Annotated in this window: 19 protein-coding genes; 12 read left to right on the top strand and 7 right to left on the bottom strand. The window is 72.8% G+C overall.

Going from position 1 to position 21735, the window contains the following annotated elements; all coding sequences use genetic code 11:
* Positions 1-41: 41 nt before the first annotated feature.
* Complete coding sequence (locus tag OG811_RS07465; RefSeq protein WP_406072931.1) at positions 42-1754, bottom strand: DEAD/DEAH box helicase; 1713 nt, start codon at positions 1752-1754, stop codon at positions 42-44.
* Between the two features lie 262 nt (positions 1755-2016).
* Between OG811_RS07465 and OG811_RS07460 the strand changes: the two genes are divergently transcribed.
* A complete protein-coding gene (locus OG811_RS07460; RefSeq protein WP_406072930.1) occupies positions 2017-2454 on the top strand; it encodes a ferritin-like fold-containing protein in 438 nt (145 codons plus the stop codon).
* Positions 2455-2552: 98 nt separating this feature from the next.
* On the opposite strand, the gene OG811_RS07455 is transcribed toward OG811_RS07460, so the two are convergent.
* Positions 2553-2780, bottom strand: coding sequence for a DUF3107 domain-containing protein (locus OG811_RS07455; RefSeq protein WP_179781071.1), 228 nt, complete (start codon positions 2778-2780; stop codon positions 2553-2555).
* 64 nt (positions 2781-2844) lie between these two features.
* On the bottom strand, positions 2845-3483 hold the full coding sequence (locus OG811_RS07450; protein ID WP_406072929.1) for a TetR/AcrR family transcriptional regulator: 639 nt from the start codon (positions 3481-3483) through the stop codon (positions 2845-2847).
* 1735 nt (positions 3484-5218) lie between these two features.
* Between OG811_RS07450 and OG811_RS07445 the strand changes: the two genes are divergently transcribed.
* The 6 genes from OG811_RS07445 (at position 5219) to OG811_RS07420 (ending at position 12013) form a co-directional block, all read left to right on the top strand.
* A complete protein-coding gene (locus tag OG811_RS07445; protein ID WP_406075577.1) occupies positions 5219-6925 on the top strand; it encodes a hypothetical protein in 1707 nt (568 codons plus the stop codon).
* Between the two features lie 23 nt (positions 6926-6948).
* Positions 6949-7923 carry an alpha/beta fold hydrolase gene (locus tag OG811_RS07440; protein WP_406072928.1) on the top strand — a complete coding sequence of 325 codons (975 nt, stop codon included), beginning with the start codon at positions 6949-6951 and terminating at the stop codon, positions 7921-7923.
* 5 nt (positions 7924-7928) lie between these two features.
* Positions 7929-8783, top strand: a complete 855-nt coding sequence (locus OG811_RS07435; RefSeq protein ID WP_406072927.1) for a DUF3152 domain-containing protein — start codon at positions 7929-7931, stop codon at positions 8781-8783.
* Positions 8784-8971: 188 nt separating this feature from the next.
* Positions 8972-9727 carry a DUF3152 domain-containing protein gene (locus OG811_RS07430; RefSeq protein ID WP_406072926.1) on the top strand — a complete coding sequence of 252 codons (756 nt, stop codon included), beginning with the start codon at positions 8972-8974 and terminating at the stop codon, positions 9725-9727.
* 85 nt (positions 9728-9812) lie between these two features.
* On the top strand, positions 9813-11030 hold the full coding sequence (moeZ, locus tag OG811_RS07425) for an adenylyltransferase/sulfurtransferase MoeZ (RefSeq protein ID WP_406072925.1): 1218 nt from the start codon (positions 9813-9815) through the stop codon (positions 11028-11030).
* Positions 11031-11176: 146 nt separating this feature from the next.
* Complete coding sequence (locus OG811_RS07420) at positions 11177-12013, top strand: prenyltransferase/squalene oxidase repeat-containing protein (RefSeq protein WP_406072924.1); 837 nt, start codon at positions 11177-11179, stop codon at positions 12011-12013.
* Positions 12014-12028: 15 nt separating this feature from the next.
* Here the strand turns inward: OG811_RS07420 and OG811_RS07415 are convergent, their stop codons facing one another.
* Together OG811_RS07415 and proB are read right to left on the bottom strand one after the other, a co-directional pair.
* On the bottom strand, positions 12029-13270 hold the full coding sequence (locus OG811_RS07415) for a glutamate-5-semialdehyde dehydrogenase (RefSeq protein ID WP_406072923.1): 1242 nt from the start codon (positions 13268-13270) through the stop codon (positions 12029-12031).
* A gap of 77 nt (positions 13271-13347) precedes the next feature.
* The gene (gene proB / locus OG811_RS07410) at positions 13348-14505 is read right to left on the bottom strand and encodes a glutamate 5-kinase (RefSeq protein ID WP_406072922.1); all 1158 of its coding nucleotides are present in this window, start codon (positions 14503-14505) and stop codon (positions 13348-13350) included.
* Between the two features lie 13 nt (positions 14506-14518).
* Here proB and OG811_RS07405 point away from each other — a divergent pair, with 13 nt between their 5' ends.
* Genes OG811_RS07405 through OG811_RS07395 form a run of 3 tightly spaced genes read left to right on the top strand, consistent with a single transcriptional unit; the run spans position 14519 to position 17832 of the window.
* The gene (locus tag OG811_RS07405; protein ID WP_406072921.1) at positions 14519-14833 is read left to right on the top strand and encodes an MGMT family protein; all 315 of its coding nucleotides are present in this window, start codon (positions 14519-14521) and stop codon (positions 14831-14833) included.
* A 32-nt stretch (positions 14834-14865) separates the two neighbouring features.
* Positions 14866-16284 carry an MFS transporter gene (locus tag OG811_RS07400; RefSeq protein WP_406072920.1) on the top strand — a complete coding sequence of 473 codons (1419 nt, stop codon included), beginning with the start codon at positions 14866-14868 and terminating at the stop codon, positions 16282-16284.
* 27 nt (positions 16285-16311) lie between these two features.
* Positions 16312-17832: a pyridoxal phosphate-dependent decarboxylase family protein gene (locus tag OG811_RS07395; protein ID WP_406072919.1), complete on the top strand. Its 1521-nt coding sequence runs from the start codon at positions 16312-16314 to the stop codon at positions 17830-17832.
* A gap of 52 nt (positions 17833-17884) precedes the next feature.
* On the opposite strand, the gene OG811_RS07390 is transcribed toward OG811_RS07395, so the two are convergent.
* Entirely contained in the window at positions 17885-19090 is a 1206-nt protein-coding gene (locus OG811_RS07390) for a hypothetical protein (protein WP_406072918.1), read from the bottom strand.
* Positions 19083-19649: a SigE family RNA polymerase sigma factor gene (locus tag OG811_RS07385; RefSeq protein ID WP_406072917.1), complete on the bottom strand. Its 567-nt coding sequence runs from the start codon at positions 19647-19649 to the stop codon at positions 19083-19085. The genes OG811_RS07390 and OG811_RS07385 overlap by 8 nt, the downstream gene beginning before the upstream one ends.
* A gap of 127 nt (positions 19650-19776) precedes the next feature.
* Here OG811_RS07385 and OG811_RS07380 point away from each other — a divergent pair, with 127 nt between their 5' ends.
* The gene (locus OG811_RS07380; protein ID WP_406072916.1) at positions 19777-20358 is read left to right on the top strand and encodes an NADH-quinone oxidoreductase subunit B; all 582 of its coding nucleotides are present in this window, start codon (positions 19777-19779) and stop codon (positions 20356-20358) included.
* A 46-nt stretch (positions 20359-20404) separates the two neighbouring features.
* Positions 20405-21721: a DUF2252 domain-containing protein gene (locus OG811_RS07375; protein ID WP_406072915.1), complete on the top strand. Its 1317-nt coding sequence runs from the start codon at positions 20405-20407 to the stop codon at positions 21719-21721.
* Positions 21722-21735 lie beyond the last annotated feature (14 nt).

Genomic DNA, 21735 nt, shown 5'->3' with positions numbered 1-21735 from the left:
CCGCGCGAGGCGGTGCGAGGGATGTCAGGTGTGGCTGGTGATCAGTCCGCGGTCGCTTCGGCCGGCGTACCCGCGTCGGAACCGCCACCACGGCGGCGCCGACGGCGGCGCGGCTTCAACGGCTCGCCGTCGGACGCGGCGGCCGGCTCGGTGGGGCCGGTGTCGGCGGAGATCACCGCGGTCGGCTCGCCCGCGACCGCCTCGCCGGCCCGGCGGCGCCGACGGCGGCGTGGGGTACGGGTGCCTTCCTCGGCGGTGTCGGCGGCCTCGGCGATCGCGGGTGCCTCGGCGACGGCCGGCGTGCCGGCGTCGGAGCGGTCGCGGCGGCCGTCGCTCCGACCACGGCGCTCGCCTCGGCCTTCACCTCGGCCCTCACCACGGCTTTCACCGCGTCGCGGGCCCCGACCACCGCTGTCGCCCCGGCGGGAACGCGTCGTGCCGCCCAGGTCCTCTTCGACCTCGGCGGACAACCCGGCCCGGGTGCGATCGGCGGTGGGCAGCGTGCCGCTGATGTCGGTGGGGATGTGCAGGTCGGTGTAGAGGTGCGGCGACGTGTGGTATGTCTCCGGCGGCTCCGGCATCTCCAGACCGAGGGTCTTGTCGATGATCCGCCAGCGCGGCATGTCGTCCCAGTCGACGAAGGTCACCGCGACACCCGTCGCGCCGGCCCGGCCGGTACGACCGATCCGGTGGGTGTAGGTGTCCTGGTCTTCCGGGCAGTCGTAGTTGATCACGTGGGTGACGCCGGTGACGTCCAGCCCTCGCGCCGCCACGTCGGTGGCGACCAGAATGTCGATCTTGCCGGCCCGGAAGGCCCGCAGCGCCCGCTCGCGGGCACCCTGGCCGAGGTCACCGTGCACCGCGGCGACCGCGAACCCGCGGAAGTCGAGGTCCTCGGCGACCCGGTCGGCGGCCCGCTTGGTGCGGGTGAAGATCATGGTCAACCCACGCCCCTCCGCCTGGAGGATGCGCGCCACCACCTCGACCTTGTTCATCGAGTGGGTGCGGTAGACCAGCTGCTGGGTCTGCGGCGACGGGCCGGTCTCGGCGGTGTGCCCGGCGTGGATCGTCATCGGCTGGCGCAGGAAACGCCGGGAGAGGGTGACAATCGGGTCCGGCATGGTGGCCGAGAAGAGCATCGTCTGCCGGTCTTCCGGAAGCATCGCCAGGATCTTCTCGACGTCGTCGAGGAAGCCCAGGTCGAGCATCCGGTCGGCCTCGTCGAGGACGAGTGCGTGCACCCGGTCCAGTCGGAGGTGCTTCTGCTTCTGCAGGTCCATCAGCCGGCCCGGGGTGCCGACGAGGATCTCGACGCCCTTGCGCAGCGCGTCGATCTGCGGCTCGTACGCCACGCCGCCGTAGATCGGCAGCACTCGGACGCCCCGCGTCCGGCCAGCGGCGGCCAGGTCCTTGGCGACCTGGATGCCCAGCTCGCGGGTGGGAACGACGACCAGCGCCTGGGGGACGCCGTCGCTGCCCTCGCCCGGCGCGAAGACCCGATCCAACAGGGGTACGCCGAAGCCGAGGGTCTTGCCGGTGCCGGTGGGCGCCTGGCCGATCAGGTCGACGCCGCGCAGCGCGATCGGGATCGCATATTCCTGGATGGCGAAGGCGCGGGTGATGCCGGCTGCGGCCAGCGCCTCGACGGTCTCGGCACGGGCGCCGAGTGCGGCAAACGTGGGGGCCTCCGGTCGAACCGGGGCGGTGGGGGCCAGTTCCTGGCCGTCCATCAGATCTTGAGTCAGCTCGCTCATGTGGATGTGGGGGTGCCCTCTCGTGGGTGCGCCCGTCATGTCCTCAGGGCGCGTTCGGTATGACGCGGGCCACACGGTCGGCGGCAGACTGCCGAGCCGGACCGGGCCGCACGCGCGCCGCGGGCTGAGCTTCGATCAGATCGGCGCCCACGGCAACTGCTCCATGTTACCTGAACAGGCATGGCTCCGTCCCGATTCCCCGCCGGCCAGGCGCCACGCGGGGCCAATGGTTGTGATCTGCGCCATATGCCTACCGGGTGACGTGCCCCGCGCGGGCCACCCGTACACGGCTGCGCGCGAGTCCGCGCCGACCGCCCCCGGTTCCGCTGTCGCCGACCTGCTGGGTCTGGTCGCCTCGGCGAACTGCTCGCCTTGGAACGGATGGCCGGCGACGCCCGGCTCGCCCCCGGCCTGCGCCGCCGCGCTGGAGGAGCCGGACCGGGCGCTGGTGCTGGACGTCCTGCACGACTCCCGGTACGCGGACTTCGCCGCGGCGGAGATCCGGGTAGCCGTTGCCGACGCCCCCCGGGTGGCTGGCCGGCTCTCCAGGTGGGTGCGGCGGCTGATCGGCGAGGCGTTGTCCCAGGCCGGTCGCGTTGCCGCTGAGCGGGCCACACTCATTGCGCTGATCGGTGGGGCGACCGGGTCGACGTGCCGGTGCTGTTCGGGAGGCTCACTTCCGCGCGCACCGCGCGGATGACCTCGGCCGGGCTGAACAACTGACCGCCCGGCGAGTCGGCTCGGTGCCGGCCTGCGGCAGGTGGGCCGGACGCCGACCTGCCGCGACGGCCGGACCAGTCAGCGGACGGTGAAACCGACCGCGCGGGGCGAGGCCTCGGCGATCTCGACGTAGGCGACCTTCTCGACCGGAACGATGACCCGCCGGCCCTTCTCGTCGGTCAGGGAGAGCGTGCCGCCGTTACCGGCGAAGGCGTCGGTCACGATCTGCTCGATCTCGGCCGGCGACTGCGCGCTGTCCACTACCAGCTCGCGCGGCGCGTACTGCACGCCGATCTTGACCTCCACTGTGCCTCCTCAACTGGGGCGAAAGAACCGCCCTGCGAAGGCTATCCGATCACGGGGTCGGCGGTCAGGCTGACTCACCCTGCAGCGGGAAGCTCGCGATGCCCCGCCACGACAGTGCGGCCACCAACGCCTCGGCCTCGGCCTTCGGCACCTGCCGGCCACCGGCCAGCCAGAACTGCGCGGCCGTCTCCGCTGCGCCGACCAGCCCCGAGGCGAGCAACTCGGCGTGCGCCCGGCTCACCCCGGTGTCCGAGATGATGGTGTCGGTGATCGCCGCGATGCAGCCCTGCTCGACCCGCTCCACCCGCTGCCGCACCGCCGGGTCGTTACGGAGATCCGACTCGAAGACGAGGCGGAACGCCTCGCTCTCGTGGTCGACGAAGTCGAAGTACGCGCGCACCGACGCGCCGACCCGCTCCTTGTTGTCGCTGGTGCCGCGCATCGCGTCCTGCACCTGAGCGACGATGGCGTCACAGTGCTTGTCCAGCAGCGCCAGGTAGAGATCCATCTTTCCGGGAAAGTGTTGATAGAGCACGGGCTTCGAGACTCCGGCACGCTCGGCGATGTCGTCCATCGCGGCAGCGTGGTAGCCCTGCGCGACGAACACCTCCTGCGCCGCAGCGAGAAGCTGCTTACGACGCGCGGAGCGGGGCAGGCGGGTGGGCCGGCCAGCGGTCTGTGCACCGTTCCCCGCAGCGGTCATGGGATCCTCCGAGTTCTCCGTACGAGCCGGCATTTTCCCCCAGACCGGGCTGCGCCCGTGACCCCCGTCGTGGAAATGGCCCGCCGCTGTAACCTATCGCCACTCTCGGCACACGGTAGCCTCAGCGGGGGCGACCAAGGAGCGCGCGGTGACTGAAACAGGGCAACCCGGAGCCGCCACCCCGGGAGAGCACGGTGACGGAGCGGGTCAGCACGACGACCCGAGCCGTTCCGTCAGCGGGTGGGCGCCCCCGACGGGTGGGTGGCCCCGAGCCGCCGACAGCGAGGACGCCCGGGACCAGGCACCGCGCTGGCAGCCCGACCCCGCGTCCGGTTGGCGCACCTCTTCGACCCGTCATGGCGACCTGCCGTCCCCCCTGGTCGGGCTGCCCAGAGAGTTCGAGCCGCCGGCCCGCGCCAATGGCCACCACGCCAACGGCGTGCACCACCCGGACCCCGCCGACGACGCCCGTCATCCCGGTCTCGAACCGCCCGCAGGACGCCCGACGCCGGTGAGCGCACCGCCCGGGCTACCCGCCGAAGGCCGGCCCGAGGCGGCCAGCGACCGGCTGGCGGTGCCCGCCCAACGTCCCGCACCGCCGCCGATCGAGCAGGGGAGCGGCTCGCCCGACCTGGGCCCCGCCCAGCGCTCCACCGCCGATCCGGCCGCCGTGCACCGCGCCCGCTGGGCCGAACCTGGGATGCCCACCTCGGCGCCGCCGGCCGTCCAGGTGCCGCCCGTCGGCACCGCCGCGTCGGGCTTCGAGGTGCCCCCCGGCTTCCGCGCACCGGCCGGCGAGCGGATGGCCGCCGAGGGACCGCCAGCTGCGCCACGCGCCTGGCAGGACCCGCTCTCACCGGAGCACGCGGCAGCCCCGGGGCCGGCTGGGAACGCCGAAGCGACCGAGCCAGGTCGCGCCGCCGAGAGTTCCGGGCCGGGAGAAACACACCGTGCCGAGGACGCACACCGCGCCGGGGACGTGCACCGAGGCGAGGACGCACACCGCGCCGAGGATGTGCACCGTGCCGGGGAATCGCCGGCCATCGAGCCGGACTGGACGGGGCCGAGCTGGAACCGCCCGAGCTGGGGTGGCGGCGGGTGGGCCCCGCCCTGGTCCCGTCAGGACGACGAGCCGGCCAGCCCGGCCCGGGACGAGTCCGCGCCGGGCTGGGTCGCCGAGCCCCACCAGCCTTACGAGCCGGTGCGCGCCGAGTCGCCTCGCCCGTACGGGCCGGTCCGCGCCGATCCGTCTCGCGGGTACGACCCAGCCCGGGGCGGGTCCGAGGCTGCGCCGGGGCCTGCCGCCGCCCCGACAAACGCACTGCCGGCCGACCGCCCGTCCTGGGCCGCACCGCCCGCCGACCGCCCGCTCCCCGCAGGCGACGCGGACCCGTTTCCGACCAGTGGGCCGCCGGTGTCGTCGTCAGGCATGGCACCACCGGTCGTCGAGCGCCCCGCCTGGGCCGGCGGCCCGACCCCGACCCCGACCAGCGGCCCGCCGGCCGACCGGCCATCGTGGGCTGGGTCCGCAGCGACCAGTGCACCCCGGGCCGACCGCCCGTCCTGGGCTGGCGGGGCCGACCCCGAGCCCACCAGCGCACCGTCAGTGCGGCCGTCCTGGGCTGGGGGTTCCGATCCGGCACCGGCCACCTCCCCGCCGCTGCGCTCCTCCTGGCCTGCCGGCCCGGCATCGACCGACGCGCCATCTCCGGCACCGGCCGGGCCACCTCCCACGCTGGCCGGGCCACCTCCGGCACCGGCCGGGCCACCTCCCACGCTGGCCGACGCACCACCAGCTCCGGCGGGCCCGCCCCTCGTGGCAGAGCGCCCCTCCTGGGTCGGCGGATCGTCGACCACCCCGGCGAGCGCCTCCCGGGCCGAGCGGCCGGACTGGTCCGAGGGCCGCATCTCCGACGCACCTGTCGAACGCCCCTCCTGGGCGGCAAGCCAGTCAGCCAGCACGCCCCGCGGGGGCGACGCGGGCGAGAAGCCCGGCCTGCCACGGCCTGAGAGCCGGCCGACTGGACCGTTCCGGCTCCGGCCGGCGCCACCCGAGTCGTCCGGTCCTGCCGTCGAGCTGCCCAGTGCCACCGCGCCGACGAACGACCCGTCATCCGCCGACGCCACGCCTCCCTCCACCAACAGGTCCGGGGGCCGTGACCGGCCCGTAAACGCGTCCGTCTCCCCCTACGCGGCTCGCCGATCCGCCCCTGACCCGACGTCGCCGGCTGGCCCGGGCGACGACGGCCAGCAGTCGGACCAGAGAGCGGTGGTGCTGCCGCAGCGCGTCCCCGCGGAACCGGACGTGCCCGTCGTGCCGGAGCCGCCAGCCGTGGAGCCACCCGCCGAAACCCCGGAACTCGCCCGCATCGCCACCCACCTGCGCCGTGACGACGAGCCAGCCCCGCTGCGGGAGCGCCCCGAGGGGTTCGACGTCAACGCCATTCTGGACGCCGTTCGGGAGGTTGCGGGTGTCCGCGACGCGGCGCTGCGCCGTACCCCGGCGGGGGCGCACAGTCTGCGACTGGACCTGGCCGACGGCGCTGACCCGGCCGAGGTGAGCCGACAGGTGGCCCGGCTGCTCCAGGAGCGGATGGGGTTGGCAGCCGCCCCGCAGAACGTGCCCGGCCTTCCCACCACGCCACCCCCGCCGGTTCGCCGCCGCCTCGCCGAGCCCCGAGCCGCCGAGCGACGTACCTCGGAGCCTCCAAGTGCAGCTCCGCGCGATGCCGGTGTGGACCCGCGTACCGGTGAGATCCGGGCGGCCGAGTCGACGGCGGCTGGTCGTTCGCCGGGCGGTCGGGGCGAGGCCACGCCGGCAGCCACGGAGCAGCGGACCGGCGCGGACACCTCGCGCCGCCGTCGGTCGAACGCCCCGCACCGGGGTCGCGCCACTGTTGAGGAGCCGGGATCGGTCTCGGCCGCGCCGGCTGGTGCCGCAACCGGCAGTCCGGCGACGGTCGGCGCGTCGTACTCCGGTGGTCAGGTGACCACGACGGAGTCGGCGCCGTCCCGGCCGCTGGACACCGGCGGCACGCCAGGGCCCCGCGTGGTGATCGACCACGTGCAGGTGAGCACCTTCGGCCTGGACGCCAACGTGGAGATCCGGCTGCTGGCCGGGGGCGACAGCGCCTCCGGGTACGCCACCGGGCCGGCGGTGGACGGCTACGTGCTGCGGCTCTGCGCGGTGGCGGCGGCCGCCGCCGTGGACGAGTTGCTGCGCAGCGTGGAGAACGCTGAGCGGGGACGCTGCTTCGTCGAGCACGCGGCGGTGGTGCCGTTCGGCAACTGCGAGGTGGCCACCGTCGTGGTGTTGCTCGTCTGTGAGGGCTGGGTCGAGCAGCTCGCCGGCTCGGCTCTGGTCGCCGGTGATCCGCGGCAGGCGGTGGTCCGGGCCACGCTGGCGGCGGTCAACCGTCGGCTGGAGGCGCTGCTGTCCTGATTGGTTCGAGGCAGACTGGGGCGATGAAGAGCGCCACCCTCTGGCCGGACCATCTGCTCCCCGATGACCGTGTCCCGCCGCCGTGGCCGGGCCGGGAGGTCCGCCTCGACGGCTTGGTCACGTACGTGCGGGACACCCCGGCCACCGCCGCTGGCGCGGAGCCGGCGCTGTACGTGCACGGGCTGGGCGGGTCGTCGCAGAACTGGACCGACCTGGCCGGGCTGCTCGCCGACCGGCTGGACGGTCAGGCCATCGACCTGCCCGGCTTCGGCCGCAGCGAGCCGGGCCGTCGCTACACCATTCCGGCCTTCGCGGATCTTGTCGTTCGCTGGATCGAGCATTCCGGTCGGGGTCCCGTGCACCTGTTCGGCAACTCGCTGGGCGGTGCGGTCGCGGTCCAGGTCGCCGGGCTCCGGCCTGACCTGGTCCGTACCCTCACCCTGATCTCCCCGGCACTGCCGTTCCTGGACTTTCGTCGCTCGTTGCAGGGGCGGATGCTGCCAGTGCTCGCCATTCCGCGGGGTGAACGGCTGGTCGCCCGGCGGCTCACCCAGCTCGCACCTGAGGCGATGGCCCAGCAGGTGTTGGAGGCCTGCGTCGCCGACCTCAGCCGGATCTGCGACCAGCGCCGGGCGGAGGCGCTGGAGGAGATCCGGGTGCGCTACGAAGCGGAGCACTACGCAGCCGCGTACGTCCGGACGTTTCGCGGTCTGGTCTCCAGCTTCCTGCGGGCGTACCTGCCGGGGCCGGGTTCGCTGTGGCGCCTCGCCGAGGCGGTGCGCGCACCGACCCTGGTGGTGGGTGGCCGACAGGATCGTCTGATCGACGTCCGGGTCGCGCCGCAGACCGCCCAGGTGATCCCGGACAGCCGGCTGATGATGCTCGACGACGTCGGTCATGTGGCGCAGTTGGAAGTCCCCCGTCTGGTTGCCCGGGCGGTGGTCGGCCTCCTCGCCGAAACGGGGGACACCGTCGGGCGGTCTGATCTGGCAGGCTGAGCTGGATGCTCAGCTCCGCCCGCCTACCTGTGCGCCGTCGGCGCCGTTTCGCGCTGCTCGCCCAACTGGTGTCGGTGGTGCTGGCCGTCGGCGCGGCGGTGACCGTGATCGCCGAGGGGCCGGGTGGGCGCCCCGGCGCCGACCAGTTGGCCGCCGACGAGATCGACACCCCGCCGCCGCTGGTGGCTGCGCCGCTGCCGCCGTCAGCCGGCCCGTCGCCCTCCGACTTGGTCCCGTCCAGCCCGCCCCCGGTTCTGCGGGTGCCCGGCGCGGTCCCGAGCGCCGGTACGGGAAAGTTCGACCACGACGCCCGCTCCGGCCCGGTGCTGGGTCGCGCGGGTGAGCTGCGGCGTTACCGGGTCGCGGTGGAGTCGGGCAGCAACGAGGACGCCGCCGGGTTCGCGTTGGCGGTTCAGACGGCGCTCGCCGGGCCGGGAAGCTGGGTCGACAGCGGCAGACTACGACTGCAGCAGGTGCCGGGGGACGCGCCTCGCGACTTCACCGTCTATCTCGCCACCGCCCGTACGGCGGGTCGGATGTGCGCTCGGGGTGGGGTGGACATCCGGGTCGGGGGTCGGCCGTACACCTCCTGCCGCGCACCCGGCCAGGTGATCATCAACCTGGATCGGTGGCGGTTGTCCGTGCCGCATTACGTCTCGGCCGGCGTGCCGCTGGCGGTCTACCGGACGTACGTGGTCAACCACGAGGTGGGTCACCAGCTCGGGCACCGGCACGAGCGTTGCCCCGGTGCGGGTCGGCCCGCGCCGGTGATGATGCAGCAGACGCTCTTCCTCAACGGGTGCCGGGTCAACCCGTGGCCGTACGTCGACGGGCGCCGCTACGCGGGCCCTGCCCTCTGAACGATCGGCCGACACGCCGATCGTTCACCCCCCAACAGGCGTCTTGCGGCAATAGCAGTAAAAACGGAGAAATGCCCGAATAATCTGGCAGGCTCGACGTCATGACGCCGTCGTCCCCTTTCGGCCCGACCGGGCCGCCCGACCAGTCCGGCCGGTCCTACGGGGGTGGGCGTCGCACGCTCGTACGGATGCACCGGCGACGTCGCCGCAGCCTGCTGCTCGGCCTGCTCGGCCTGCTCGGCCTGCTCGGGCTCGCCGCCGCCATCGGCGTGACGGTGAGCCGGGGCGGCGAGCCATCAGCCGAGGCTCCGGCCACCACCCAGGGCGGGATGGGCCTCGGAGTTGGGGTGCCCGCCCACCCGACGCCCACCAGTTACCCGTCGATCGGAGCGGGACGGTTCACCGCGGCCGACGGCGACACACCCGTGCACGGTGCGAACGGGCCGCTGCGCCGTTACCGGATCGCGGTCGAACGTGGCACCGGCCAGGACGCCGACGCGTTCGCTGCCAGGGTGGACGAGGTGCTGGCCGACCCGCGTAGTTGGATCGCCTCCGACAAGCTGCGGGTGCAACGGGTGGCCGATGCCAGGGCCGCCGACTTCACCATCTACCTGGCCACCCCGGTCACGTCCGAGCGAATGTGCGCCGAGGGTGGGCTGACCACCGAGCGCTACACCTCCTGCCGCCTGCCGGGCCAGGTCATCATCAACCTGGCCCGCTGGATGGAGGCGGTCCCCGACTACGGCGCCTCGCTGGACACCTACCGCACCTATGTGATCAACCATGAGGTGGGCCACGAGTTCGGCGAGGAACATGAGGCATGCCCCGGCCCGGGGGAGCCCGCCCCGGTGATGCAGCAGCAGACGTACGGCCTGCACGACTGTGTCGCCAACGCCTGGCCCTACCTCGACGGCCGTCGCTACGCGGGTGACATCGTTCCCTGATCAGCAGGGTCGTCGGTTATTCCCGCTCCCGCATTGCGGACCACGTGTCGTCCCTCATGGCCGAGCGGGGCTCCCGCGAGCAACAATGGCTGTTCACACCGCCGATCCCGGGGAGTTCACCGTGTCGTTGCCCCCGCTCGTCGAACCCGCCGCCGAGCTGACCGTTGACGAGATCCGCCGCTACTCACGCCACCTGATCATCCCGGATGTCGGGGTGACCGGGCAGAAGCGGCTGAAGAACGCCCGGGTGCTCTGTGTCGGCGCCGGTGGCCTTGGGTCGCCCGCCCTGCTGTATCTCGCAGCAGCCGGGGTCGGCACACTCGGAATCATCGATTTCGACACGGTCGACGAGTCCAACCTCCAGCGCCAGGTCATCCACGGCGTGTCCGACATCGGCCGGTCCAAGGCTGAGTCCGCCGCCGCGTCGATCCGCGAGATCAACCCGCTGGTCAACGTGGAGATCCACAACACCGTGCTGGACCGGGAAAACGTCCGCGAGATCTTCGCCCAGTACGACCTGATCGTCGACGGCACCGACAACTTCGCCACCCGCTACATGGTCAACGACGCGGCGGTGCTGCTCGGCAAGCCGTACGTCTGGGGCTCGATCTACCGCTTCGACGGCCAGACATCGGTGTTCTGGGCCGAGCACGGCCCCTGCTACCGCTGCCTCTACCCGGAGCCGCCGCCGCCTGGCATGGTCCCCTCCTGCGCCGAGGGCGGCGTGCTCGGTGTGCTGTGCGCGTCGGTCGGCTCGATCCAGGTGAACGAGGCGATCAAGCTGCTCACCGGCATCGGTGAGCCGCTGGTCGGCCGCCTGATGGTCTACGACGCCCTGGAGATGGAATACCGCAAGATCAAGGTCCGTAAGGACCCGAACTGCGCGCTCTGTGGCGAGAACCCGACGCTCACCGACCTGCTCGAAGACTACGAGGACTTCTGCGGCGCGGTCTCCGAGGAGGCCCAGGAGGCGACGCTCGACTCGACCATCACCGCACTGGAACTCAAGGACTGGCAGGACGCCGGCAAGGACATCTTCCTGGTCGACGTGCGGGAGCCGGCCGAGTACGAGATCGTCCGCATCCCCGGCTCCGCCCTGATCCCCAAGGGCGACATCATCTCCGGTGAGGCCCTCGTGAAGCTGCCGCAGGACCGGCAGATCGTGCTGCACTGCAAGTCCGGCGTCCGCTCGGCGGAGGCACTCGCCGCGCTCAAGGCGGCCGGATTCAAGGACGCCGTGCACGTGCAGGGCGGCGTGCTCTCCTGGATCAAGCAGATCGACCCGTCGCTGCCGGCGTACTGACCGGCCGAGCCGGGGCGGCGCACACCGTCGCCCCGGCAGATCGACGCAGGCGACGCCGAGCAGCCCTCCCGCCGGAGCGACGCAGCCATCCCGGGCTGGCCGATTCCCCGAGGCGGCGTCGCGTCTGCGCAGGTAGCGTCTCTGCCGTGGTCGACTTGGAAGCCGCGATCGGGTTCGTCGTGGCGCATGGGGACGCGGTAGAACGCGCCCGACTCTCGTGGCTCCGCAACGGCACCACCGTGCCCGCCGAGTTGCTGGAGACGGCCGAGGTCGGCCAGTCACCCGACGGCGGTTGGCCGGCCACCTGGGGCGGCGACATCGCCTCGGTCGACGCCACCTGCTTCCGGCTCGCCGAGCTGGACGACCTGGGCGCGCTCGGCCGGCCCGCCGCTCGCCGCGCACTCGACTGGCTGGCGTCCCGGCAGCACGCCGACGGCGGATGGGACGAGGACGCGTCGCTGGCCGACTCGGCTCCGGAGTGGGCCCGGCCGGGCGACCCGGAGGCCGGGTTCCTCCTGTCGGCCAACGCCGGTTTCTGGCTCACCGTTGCCGGCCTCGACGCCCGCGCCTCAGGCCCGCTGGACCACCGGGTCGGCGGGGCGTACGCCGGGGTGGTGCAGGCGGCAGCCCACTCGCTCACCGCGCGGCTGCGTCCGGACGGCAGCTGGCCGTCGTTCCTCGCCGCCGGCTGGCTGAGCGCGGCGGTGCTGCACCGGCAGGAGATGTTCCAGGAGTCGGCGCGGATCCAGGTGGTGCTCGCCGAACGGATGCCGAAGATGTCCCCGGGGGACGTGGCGTGGTTGGCGGCCACGCTGCGCCGCGCCGGCATCGACCCGCAGGACTGGATCATGGTCCGGGCGTTGCGCCGGCTGACCGAGACCCAGCGCAGCGACGGCGGCTGGGAGAGCGACGACGGCCACCAGTTCGACGTGCACACCACCCTGTCCGCGATCCGGGCCTCCCGGCCCGCGCCGCCTGGCTGAATCGGCTGAACCGCCCTAGCGCAGGTGCCCGTCCCCGGTGACGACGTACTTGGTGCTGGTCAGCTCGGGCAGGCCCATCGGGCCGCGGGCGTGCAGTTTCTGCGTGGAGATGCCGATCTCCGCGCCGAACCCGAACTCGCCTCCGTCGGTGAACCGGGTCGAGGCGTTCACCATCACCGCCGCGGCGTCCACCCGGGCGACGAAGTCGCGGGCCGCGCTCGCCGAGTCGGTGAGGATCGCCTCGGTGTGCCCGGTGCCGAAGCGGCGGATGTGCGCGACCGCCGCGTCCAGCGAGTCGACCACCGCGACCGAGATGTCGGCCGACAGGTATTCGGCGGCGAAGTCCTCCTCGGTGGCCGGGATCACGGCGGCGGAGTATGCGGCCACCTCGGGGGAGCCGTGCACGGTCACCCCGGCCTCGGCGAAGGCAGCCAGCGCCGGCGGCAGGAACGCGTCGGCGATGCCCGCGTGCACCAGCAGCGACTCGGCGGTGTTGCAGGTGGACAGGCGTTGCGTCTTGGCGTTCAGCGTCACCGCGACGGCCTTCGCCACGTCGGCGGCGGCGTCGACGTACACGTGGCAGTTGCCCACCCCGGTCTCGATCACCGGCACGGTCGACTCCTCGACCACGGTGCGGATCAGCGACGCGCCACCGCGCGGAATGAGCACGTCGACGAGCCCTCGGGCACGCATCAGCTCCTTGACCGAGTCGCGGGAGCTGGCGTCGAGCAGCTGCACCGCGTCGGCCGGCAGCCCGGCGTCGGCGACCGCGTCGCGCAGCACCGCGACCAGCGCGGCGTTCGAGTGTGCGGCCGAGGACGACCCGCGCAGCAGCGCCGCGTTGCCGGACTTGAGGCAGATCCCGGCGGCGTCCACGGTCACATTCGGCCGCGCCTCGTAGATGATGCCGACCACCCCGAACGGCACCCGGATCTGGCGCAACTCCAGCCCGTTGGGCAGGGTGGAACCGCGGACCACCTCGCCGACCGGGTCGGGCAGCGCGGCCATCTGGCGCAGCGCGTCGGCGATGCCGGCCACCCGGCCCGCGTCGAGGGCGAGCCGGTCCAGCACGGCCGCGCTAAGCCCGGCCTCCCGGCCGGCTGCCAGGTCCGTCTCGTTCGCGGCCAGGATCTCCGGGGTACGCGCCACCAGCGCGTCGGCCATCGCCACCAGCGCGGCATCCTTGACCGTACGCGTGGCGACGGCCAACTCGGCGGCGGCGTCCCGTGCCCGTCGCGCCTGCTCGACGACGCTCACGCCCTGAGTCGATGATTCGCTCACTCGTTGGCGCTGGCTCATCCTGCTCTCCTCATGTGTTGACAAGCTGCCCTGGCTCACAGCAGTACGAGGTCGTCGCGGTGGACGACCTCCCGTTCGTACGCCGGGCCGAGCGCCGCGGCGAGTTCGGACGTGGAGCGGCCGAGCAGCCCGGGCAACTCCACCGCGTCGTAGTTGACCAGCCCTCGGGCGACCGACGCGCCGGCGGTGTCCACCAGGTCGACCGGGTCGCCCGCCGTGAACGAGCCGTCCACGGCGGTGATGCCCGCCGGCAGCAGCGACTTGCGCCGCCCGACGACGGCGGCCACCGCGCCCGGGTCGAGGTGCAGCCGCCCCCGAGGTGAGGTGGCGTGGGCCAGCCAGAACAGTCGGGCCGTCGGGCGTTGCCGCTGCGGGTGGAACAGCGTGCCGACCGGTTCGCCGGACAGCGCGGGCGCGGCCAGGTCGGCGGCGGTGAGCACCACCGGAATGCCGAAGCCGGTGGCGATCCGGGCAGCCTCGACCTTGGTCACCATGCCGCCGGTGCCGACACCGGACCGGCCGGTCCCGCCGATGGTGATCCCGGCGAGGTCCGCGTCGTCGCGGACCTCCGCGATCCGGGTCGAGTGCGGATTGGTGGGGTCGCCGGTCCAGAGTGCGTCCACGTCGGAGAGGAGCACCAGCAGGTCGGCGTGCACCAGCGCGGCCACCAGCGCGGCCAGCCGATCGTTGTCGCCGAACCGGATTTCCTGGGTGGCCACCGTGTCGTTCTCGTTGACGATCGGCACCGCCCGCAGGTCGAGCAGTTTGCGCAGCGTTCGGTACGCGTTGCGGTAGTGCGCCCGCCGGGTCACGTCATCGACGGTGAGCAGCACCTGCCCGACGGTGCGGCCGTGCCGGGCGAAGCTGGCCGCGTACCGGCCGATGAGCAGGCCCTGCCCGACGCTGGCGGCGGCCTGCTGGGTGGCCAGGTCGCGCGGGCGTCGGGGCAGCCCGAGCGGGGCGAGGCCGGCGGCGATCGCGCCGGAGGACACCAGCACCACCTCGCGCCCCTCCGCGGTGAGCCGTCCGAGGGCGTCGACCAGCGTGTCGACACGCTCGTCGGCCAGCCCGCCGGTGGCGGTGGTCAACGAGGAGGATCCGATCTTGACGACGACCCGCCGGGCCGTCGTGACTGCGTCGCGCACCCGACCATTCTGCGTGGTCACGGCCGCATCGACTGGACGCGTTCCCATATGGTGGCGGATTGTGACTCCTGACGAGTACGTCGAGGCCGTGCTCGACCTGGTCGAGCGAATCCCCGAGGGCCGGGTGATGTCCTATGGCGCGGTCGCCGACGCGCTCGCGGAGCGTTCGGGTCGTGCCTCGGCGCGACTGGTGGGCACCATCATGGCTCGGCACGGCGGCGCGGTGCCCTGGCACCGGGTGGTGACGGCGGGTGGCCGGCTACCTCCGGGACACGAGCGGGAGGCGTGGGCCCGGCTGCGGGCCGAGGGGGTGCCGCTGCGCGGCGAGGGCGTGGACATCGCGGCGGCGCGTTGGTCGCCTGATGAGGGGATGTGACCCTCGACATAACGTGAGTAATATTCGGCCGCATGAAAATGCCGCCGGGCGTCGGCTCGTCAGTCGCAAACCCGCTGCCCCGAACGGTGCACGCCGGCTACGCCCTCGGCTCACTGGCGACCGGAGCGTTCGGCACCGTGCCCGGTCTGCTGCTGCTGCCGTACCTGACCGACACGCTGGGCGTGGCCGCCGGGCTGGCCGCCCTGTTGGTCCTGCTGCCCAAGGCATGGGACGTGCTGGTCAACCCGGTCGCCGGACGGATCTCCGACCGCACCCGGTCGCGCTGGGGTGCCCGCCGGCCGTACCTGCTGATCGGGGGCCTCGCGCTCGCCGTCCTGTTCGCGTCCATCTTCGCCGCGCCGTTCGGTAACGGCCCGGCCGCCGCCGTGTATGTGGCGTTCGCCTTCCTCGCCACCGCCACCGCGTTCGCCTTCTTCCAGGTGCCGTACGTGGCGATGCCGGCGGAGCTGACCGACGACTACGCCGAGCGCACCCGGTTGATGACCTGGCGGATCGCGGTGCTGGCGCTGGCCATCCTGGTCTCCGGCGCGGTCGCCCCGCTGGTGGTGACCGCCGGTGGTGACGGCGTGGCCGGACACCGGTGGATGGGGCTGTTCGTGGCGGTGCTGATCGCCCTCGGTGCCCTCGGCGCGTTCCTCGGCACCCGGTCCGCGCCGACCGGCACGGTGGGCGCCAGCGAGCCGACCCTGCGTGCCCAGCTCGCCGTGGCCGGCGCCAACCGCCCGTTCCGGGCGCTGCTGATCTGCTTCGTGGTGCAGTCCGCCGGGGTGGCGACGATCCTGGCCGGGGTCAACTACTTCGCGGGGCAGATCCTGCGCGACGAGCAGAGCGGGCCGACCCTGCTGTTCGTCTGCTTCGTCGGGCCGGCGCTGCTGGTGATGCCGATCTGGACCCGGGTCGGTGCCCGGCTGGGCAAGCGGACCGCGCTGGTCGTCGCATCACTGATCCTCGCCGCCGGGGCGCTCGCCCTGGTCGCCGCGCCGGTGGTGCCACGTGTCGCGGTCTACCTCATGGTCGCCGTGATCGGAGTGGGGTACGCCGGGCAGCAGGTCTTCGCGCTGGCGATGCTGCCGGACTGCATCGCGTACGACACGGCGCGCACCGGTCGACGGCAGGCGGGTGTCTTCACCGGCCTGTGGACCGCCGGGGAGACCCTCGGGCTGGCGCTCGGCCCGGGCATCTACGGACTGGTGCTCGAGTTCTCCGGCTACGTGTCCTCCGACACCGGCTCGGCGGCTGCCCAGTCCGACACGGCCCGACTGGGCGTTCTCCTCGGCTTCACGATCATCCCGGCCCTGCTGGTAGCTCCCCCGATCCTCCTGCTACGCCGCTACACCCTGACCCCCGCCGTCCTAACCGCCGCCACCCGCAACGCCACCCGCGACGGACGGGTCGATCATGGAGTTGTGGTGGGGGATGAAAGTCATTGACCGTCATGAGAAGGGCACCATAACCCCATGATCGACGAGAGCAGGGTCGGGGCGGGGGCACTCGCTGCCGCCGGGGTCCCCGCGGAACGGGTCCTGGCCGAGGTTCGTCAGTTGCGCGTTGCCGACCGACCCACGCACGGGGGGCGGCTGTTCGCGTACGTCTACGACCCGGCGGTGCCGGGGCTGGACGAGCTGGCTGCCGCCGCCCACCAGGAGAGCGCGCACGTCAACGGGCTGGACCCGACCGCGTTCCCGTCCCTGCTGGCCATGGAGAACGCGCTCGTCGGTGCGGCCGGCCGGGTGCTCGGCGGCGGGCCGGGCACCACCGCCCCGGACGTCGTCGGCAGCGTCACCAGTGGCGGCACCGAGTCGCTGATCCTCGCCGTCAAGACGGCCCGGGACGCTCACCCGGAGATCGCCGCACCCCGGATCGTGGTGCCGTCGAGCGCCCACGCCGCGTTCGCCAAGGCGGCGCACTACCTGCGGGTGGCGCTGGACGTCGTACCGGTCCACCCGGACACGCTGCGCCCCGACCCGGCCGCGCTGGCCGCCGCGATCCGCCCGGAGACGGTGTTGGTCGCGTGCTCCGCGCCGTCGTACGCGCACGGGGTGGTGGACCCGGTCGCGGAGATCGCCGCAGCGGCGGCCGACGCCGGGGTGCGCTGCCACGTGGACGCCTGCTTCGGCGGCTGGACCCTGCCGTACCTGCGCCGTCTCGGGGAACCGGTGCCGGCGTTCGACTTCGCGGTACCCGGGGTCACCTCGATCTCGGTGGACCTGCACAAGTACGCGTACGCGCCGAAGGGGGTGTCGGTGCTGTTGCACCGCGACGCCGCGCTGCGTGCCCCGCAGTACTTCGCGTACGCCGACTGGCCCGGCTACACGATGATCAACCCGGTGATCGCGTCCACCCGCTCGGGTGGGCCGATCGCCGCCGCGTACGCGACCCTGCGGCACCTCGGCGACGACGGCTACCTGCGGCTGGCCGCCCTCACCCGGGACGCGGTCGCCGGCCTGGCCGACGCGGTCCGAGCCGTCGACGGGCTGCGGCTGATGGCCGAGCCGGAGTCCACCGTGGTCTGCTTCACCGCCACCGAGGGCGGCCCCGACCTGTTCGTCCTGGTCGACGAGCTGACCGCGCGGGGCTGGCACACCCAACCCCAGCTGTCGTACGACGGCCTGCCCGCCAGCGTGCACCTCACGGTGACCGCCGCGGTCGCGCCCCGGGTGGCCGAGTTCGGGCCGGACCTGACCGACGCGGTGGCCGCCGCCACAGCCACCGGCCCGGTGCGGCTGCCCGCCGAGTTGGCGTCCCTGGTCGGCACCCTGACCCCCGAGGCGCTGACCCCGGAACTGGTCGTCGGCCTGGCCGCCGGGCTGGGCCTGGGCGGCGAGCCGGGTGCGGGTGGCGGGTCGGACGCGGGGCCGCTGCCGGAGCGGATGGCGCTGGTGAACACCCTGCTCGACGTCGCGCCGCCGGCGCTACGCGAGCGGCTGCTGGTCGAATTCGTCAGCCTGCTCCAGCGCCCCACCTGGGCGTCCAGCTGACCGTGCGGCAGCAGGCCCGGCCGGGAGGGCCGGCCGGGCCCGATCGGCAGGGTCAGGAAACCACCCGCAGGTCCACGTGGTTGTTTCCGGAGGTCAGGTCCTGCCAGTGCCGGTCCTGGTCGTCGAAGTGCAGCACCCGGACGCTGGGCTGGCCCAGCGCCGCCGGATCGACCAGCAGGTGGAACGTGTACGTCCGGCGCTCCCCGGACCGCAGGCCGGCCGTGCGGCAGCTGGTCCCCGACTCGTCGCCTTTCTGCCACGGCACGCAGATCGACGAGTCGGCCTTGTCCGACGCGCCGATGAGGCTCAGATCGGCGAAGCCGATGTGCGCCACGTCCACCGGTCCCTTGTTCGTCACGGTCAGCGTCAGGCTGCCCGGACGCTTTCCGTCGGCGCCGGCCGGCCCGAGCACGAGGTCGCCGCCGGTCAGCACCAGATCGGTCAGCCGGGTGTCCTTGCCGAAGGACCTCGGCCCGTCGCTCTGGGTGAACCGGTCACCGGTCCAGCTGTACGTCCGCCACTGCTGTCGCGCCCAGTAACTCGGTGTGGAGCAGCAGGGCTGGATGTCCGCCACCTGTGCCCGCACCTTCCCGTCCTGGGTGACGGCGGTGCCCGTGATGTCATCGAGCCCTTCCTCGGTGCCGACGACCCGAGCCATGGTCACGATCCGACCGTGCTCGTCGCGGTCGAACGCGACGAGTTGCTTCGCCGAGGCCTCGCCGAACCGGCAGGTGACCAGGGCGACCGTCTCGGTCGCGCCATCGCCGTCCAGGTCGGTGTAGCCCAGGTCCAGGTCCGAAAGCGTCGGCACATTCTGGTTGCGCGCCGGAGGCCGCAGCCGCACGTCCGAGGTGGCGCAGTTCGGCGCGGACGAGGACCAGGCCGGCAGGACGACGCGGGCGGCCAGCAACTGCGCCCGACTGATCCGGCCGTCCGGCGCGGCCGGGCTCGTGGTCGTGGTGGTGCTGGGCGCGAGCGGGCCGGACGGCGTGGGTGCGGGATCGCTGGTCGGCGCGGTGGTCGGCTCGCCGGTCTCCGCCGGTGTCGGCACCGACCCGTCGTCACGCAGTGCGGCGTTGGCGACGATGGGTGCGACCGCCAGGGCGATCGCCGCCACCGTTACGGCCACGGCCGTCGTCCGGCGGCGCCGACGAAGGGTACGCCGGGCCTCGTCAGGTCCCGGACCGGTGATCCGGGGGACCGTCTCGGCGCGGTACGCGGCGAATTGGTCCCGTAGCCGCGGGTCGATGTCAGACATTGCCCACCCCCTCGATGCTCTCGTCGAGCAGCCCTGCCAGCGCCAGCCGGCCGCGGTGCAGCCAGGATTTGACCGTGCCCTCGGCCACCCCCTCCTGACTGGCGATCTCGTTGACCGACAGGTCGGCGAGGTAGTGCAGGATGACGGCCCGTCGGTGGTTGGCGGGCAGCCGGGCCAGTGCGGCGTCGATCGCCACCCGATCGGGCGTCGGACCGGCCATCGCAGCCTCCGTCCGCCGTTGCCGCAGCAGGTGGTTGCGCGCGGTCCGGAGCCGCCGCCAGCGGCTCCGGGCCAGGTTCCAGGCGACCTGACGGACCCAGGCGACCGGATCGTCGTACCGGGCCAGCCGGTCCCACCGGGCCAGAGCGCGGCAGAACGCCTCCTGCGCGAGGTCCTGGGCCTGCGAGAGGTCGCCCGTGTAGGCGCCGAGCTGGGTGGTCACGTTGCGGAAGTGCGCGTGGTAGAAGTCGTCGAAGCTCACCGTCGCCGCATGCTCCCTGGTCGCCGCGGCAGTCGCACCCGGCGGCTCGTTGGCGCGGGCTCCCGTCATCGCTGTCACTGCCCCTCCCCGTTGACCGGCCGGCCGTTGTCGGCGTGCCCTCCCCGGTAGAAGTCCCGAACGGGCCTCAGGGTTGCAGCGGGACGTTGTGGTTGACTGTCCGGTGGGGGACAGGAGGGGGGCGGTCGTGCAGTTGCCGGCAGTGCTCGGTGAGCCGATCCGGTTCGTGCTGAACTGGGGGCGCCGCTACTCGCTCTGGGTGTTCAACTTCGGTCTGGCCTGCTGCGCGATCGAGTTCATCGCCACCAGCATGGGTCGGCACGACTTCATCCGACTTGGCGTTATCCCGTTCGCTCACGGCCCCCGGCAGGCCGACCTGATGGTGGTCTCCGGGACGGTGACCGACAAGATGGCGCCGGCGATCAAGCGGCTCTACGACCAGATGCCGGAGCCGAAGTACGTCATTTCCTTCGGCGCCTGCTCCAACTGCGGCGGCCCCTACTGGGATTCGTATTCGGTGACGAAGGGCGTCGACCAGCTCATCCCGGTCGACGTGTACGTGCCCGGCTGCCCGCCCCGGCCGGAGGCGCTGCTGCACGGCATCCTGCGCCTGCAGGAGAAGATCGCCGCCGAGCAGTCCGGCATCGGCGGTGTGCCTCAACGGGATGTGCTGGCCGCGCCGCTGGACGCTCCGCCTCGTGAAGCCGCCGCCCCACGCTCCGTCGACTCGCTCACCGCCCCGCCGGTACGCCCACCCGCTGCCCCGTGAGGGCGGTGCCACCCCGTTGTGGACCCGCCGCACTAGCCTGCGCAACATGAGCAGCTCAGTGGACCAGCGGTCCGCCCACATCGTCGACGTGCTCACCGAGGAGTTCGGCGCGTCGATGGCGATCGACCCGGCCGCCTTCCGCCGCAAGTTCCGCAAGATGGCCGCGTCACCGTTCGCCTTCTACCGGGGCAGCGCCGCGCTGTTCTACGCCGACCAACTCGGCGACTTCGCCGACGACCGGTTCCTGGACGAGCGGACCAGTCGGGTGTGGATCCACGGTGACCTGCACGCGGAGAACTTTGGCACCTACATGAACGCCTCCGGGCAGCTGGTGTTCAACGTCAACGACTTCGACGAGGCGTACGTCGGGCCGTTCACCTGGGACCTGCGGCGGCTCGCGGCCAGTGTGGCGCTGCTCGGCTACGGCAAGGCGCTCTCCGACACGGCGATCGGGGATCTGGTGGCCGGCTTCGCCCGGTCGTACCTGACCGAGCTGCGGGCCATCGCCGCCGGCGGTGACGACGCGATCGGCTCGATCACCCTCGACAACGCCGACGGGGTGCTGCGCCGGGTGCTCCAGCAGGCCCGGCTCAACACCCGCGTCGACCTGCTCGCCGCGCAGACCACCATCGACAACTACGAGCGACGCTTCTCCATCGGTGACGGGGTCTTCGAGATCGACGACGCCACCCGGGACCTGGTTCGCGCCGCCTTCCAGGACTACCTGGGCACCCTGCCCACCGCCTCGACGCAGCTCCAGCCGGTGGCGGCGCGGATCAAGGACGTGGTGTTGCGCAAGGGGGTGGGCATCGGGTCGGCCGGGCTGCCGTCGTACAACCTGCTGTTGGAGGGGCACACCCAGGCCCTGGAGAACGACGTCGTCATCTACATGAAGCAGGCGCAGGTGCCGGCTGTGGCGCGGTACGTCACCGACGAGTCGGTCCGCGGCTACTTCCAGCACCAGGGGCACCGGACCGCCGAGTCGCAGCGGGCGTTGCAGGCGCACGCCGACCCGTGGCTGGGCTTCACCGAGCTGAACGGGGCCGGTCAGCTCGTCGCCGAGGTCTCCCCGTACGCCGCCGACCTGAACTGGTCCGACGTGAATGAGCCGGAGGACCTGACCGGGGTGCTCGTCGACCTCGGCCGGGCGGTGGCCCGGATGCACTCGGTCGCCGACGACGAGTCCAGTCACGACCTGGTGGACTATTCCACCGAGGAGGCGATCGTCGCGGCGGTGGACACCGACGAGGCGGGCTTCGTCGCCCACCTGGTCGACTTCGCGCACGCGTACGGGGTGCGCGCCCGGCAGGATCACCAGCTTTTCGTCGACCTGTTCCGCAACGGCCGGCTGCCGGGCATCTGATCGGGCGGGGCGTA

The sequence above is a fragment of the Micromonospora sp. NBC_01638 genome, from assembly GCF_045209745.1.
Taxonomy (GTDB): domain Bacteria; phylum Actinomycetota; class Actinomycetes; order Mycobacteriales; family Micromonosporaceae; genus Micromonospora.
Note: the sequence above shows the minus strand (reverse complement) of the source record. Positions and strands in the feature narration are given on the sequence as shown.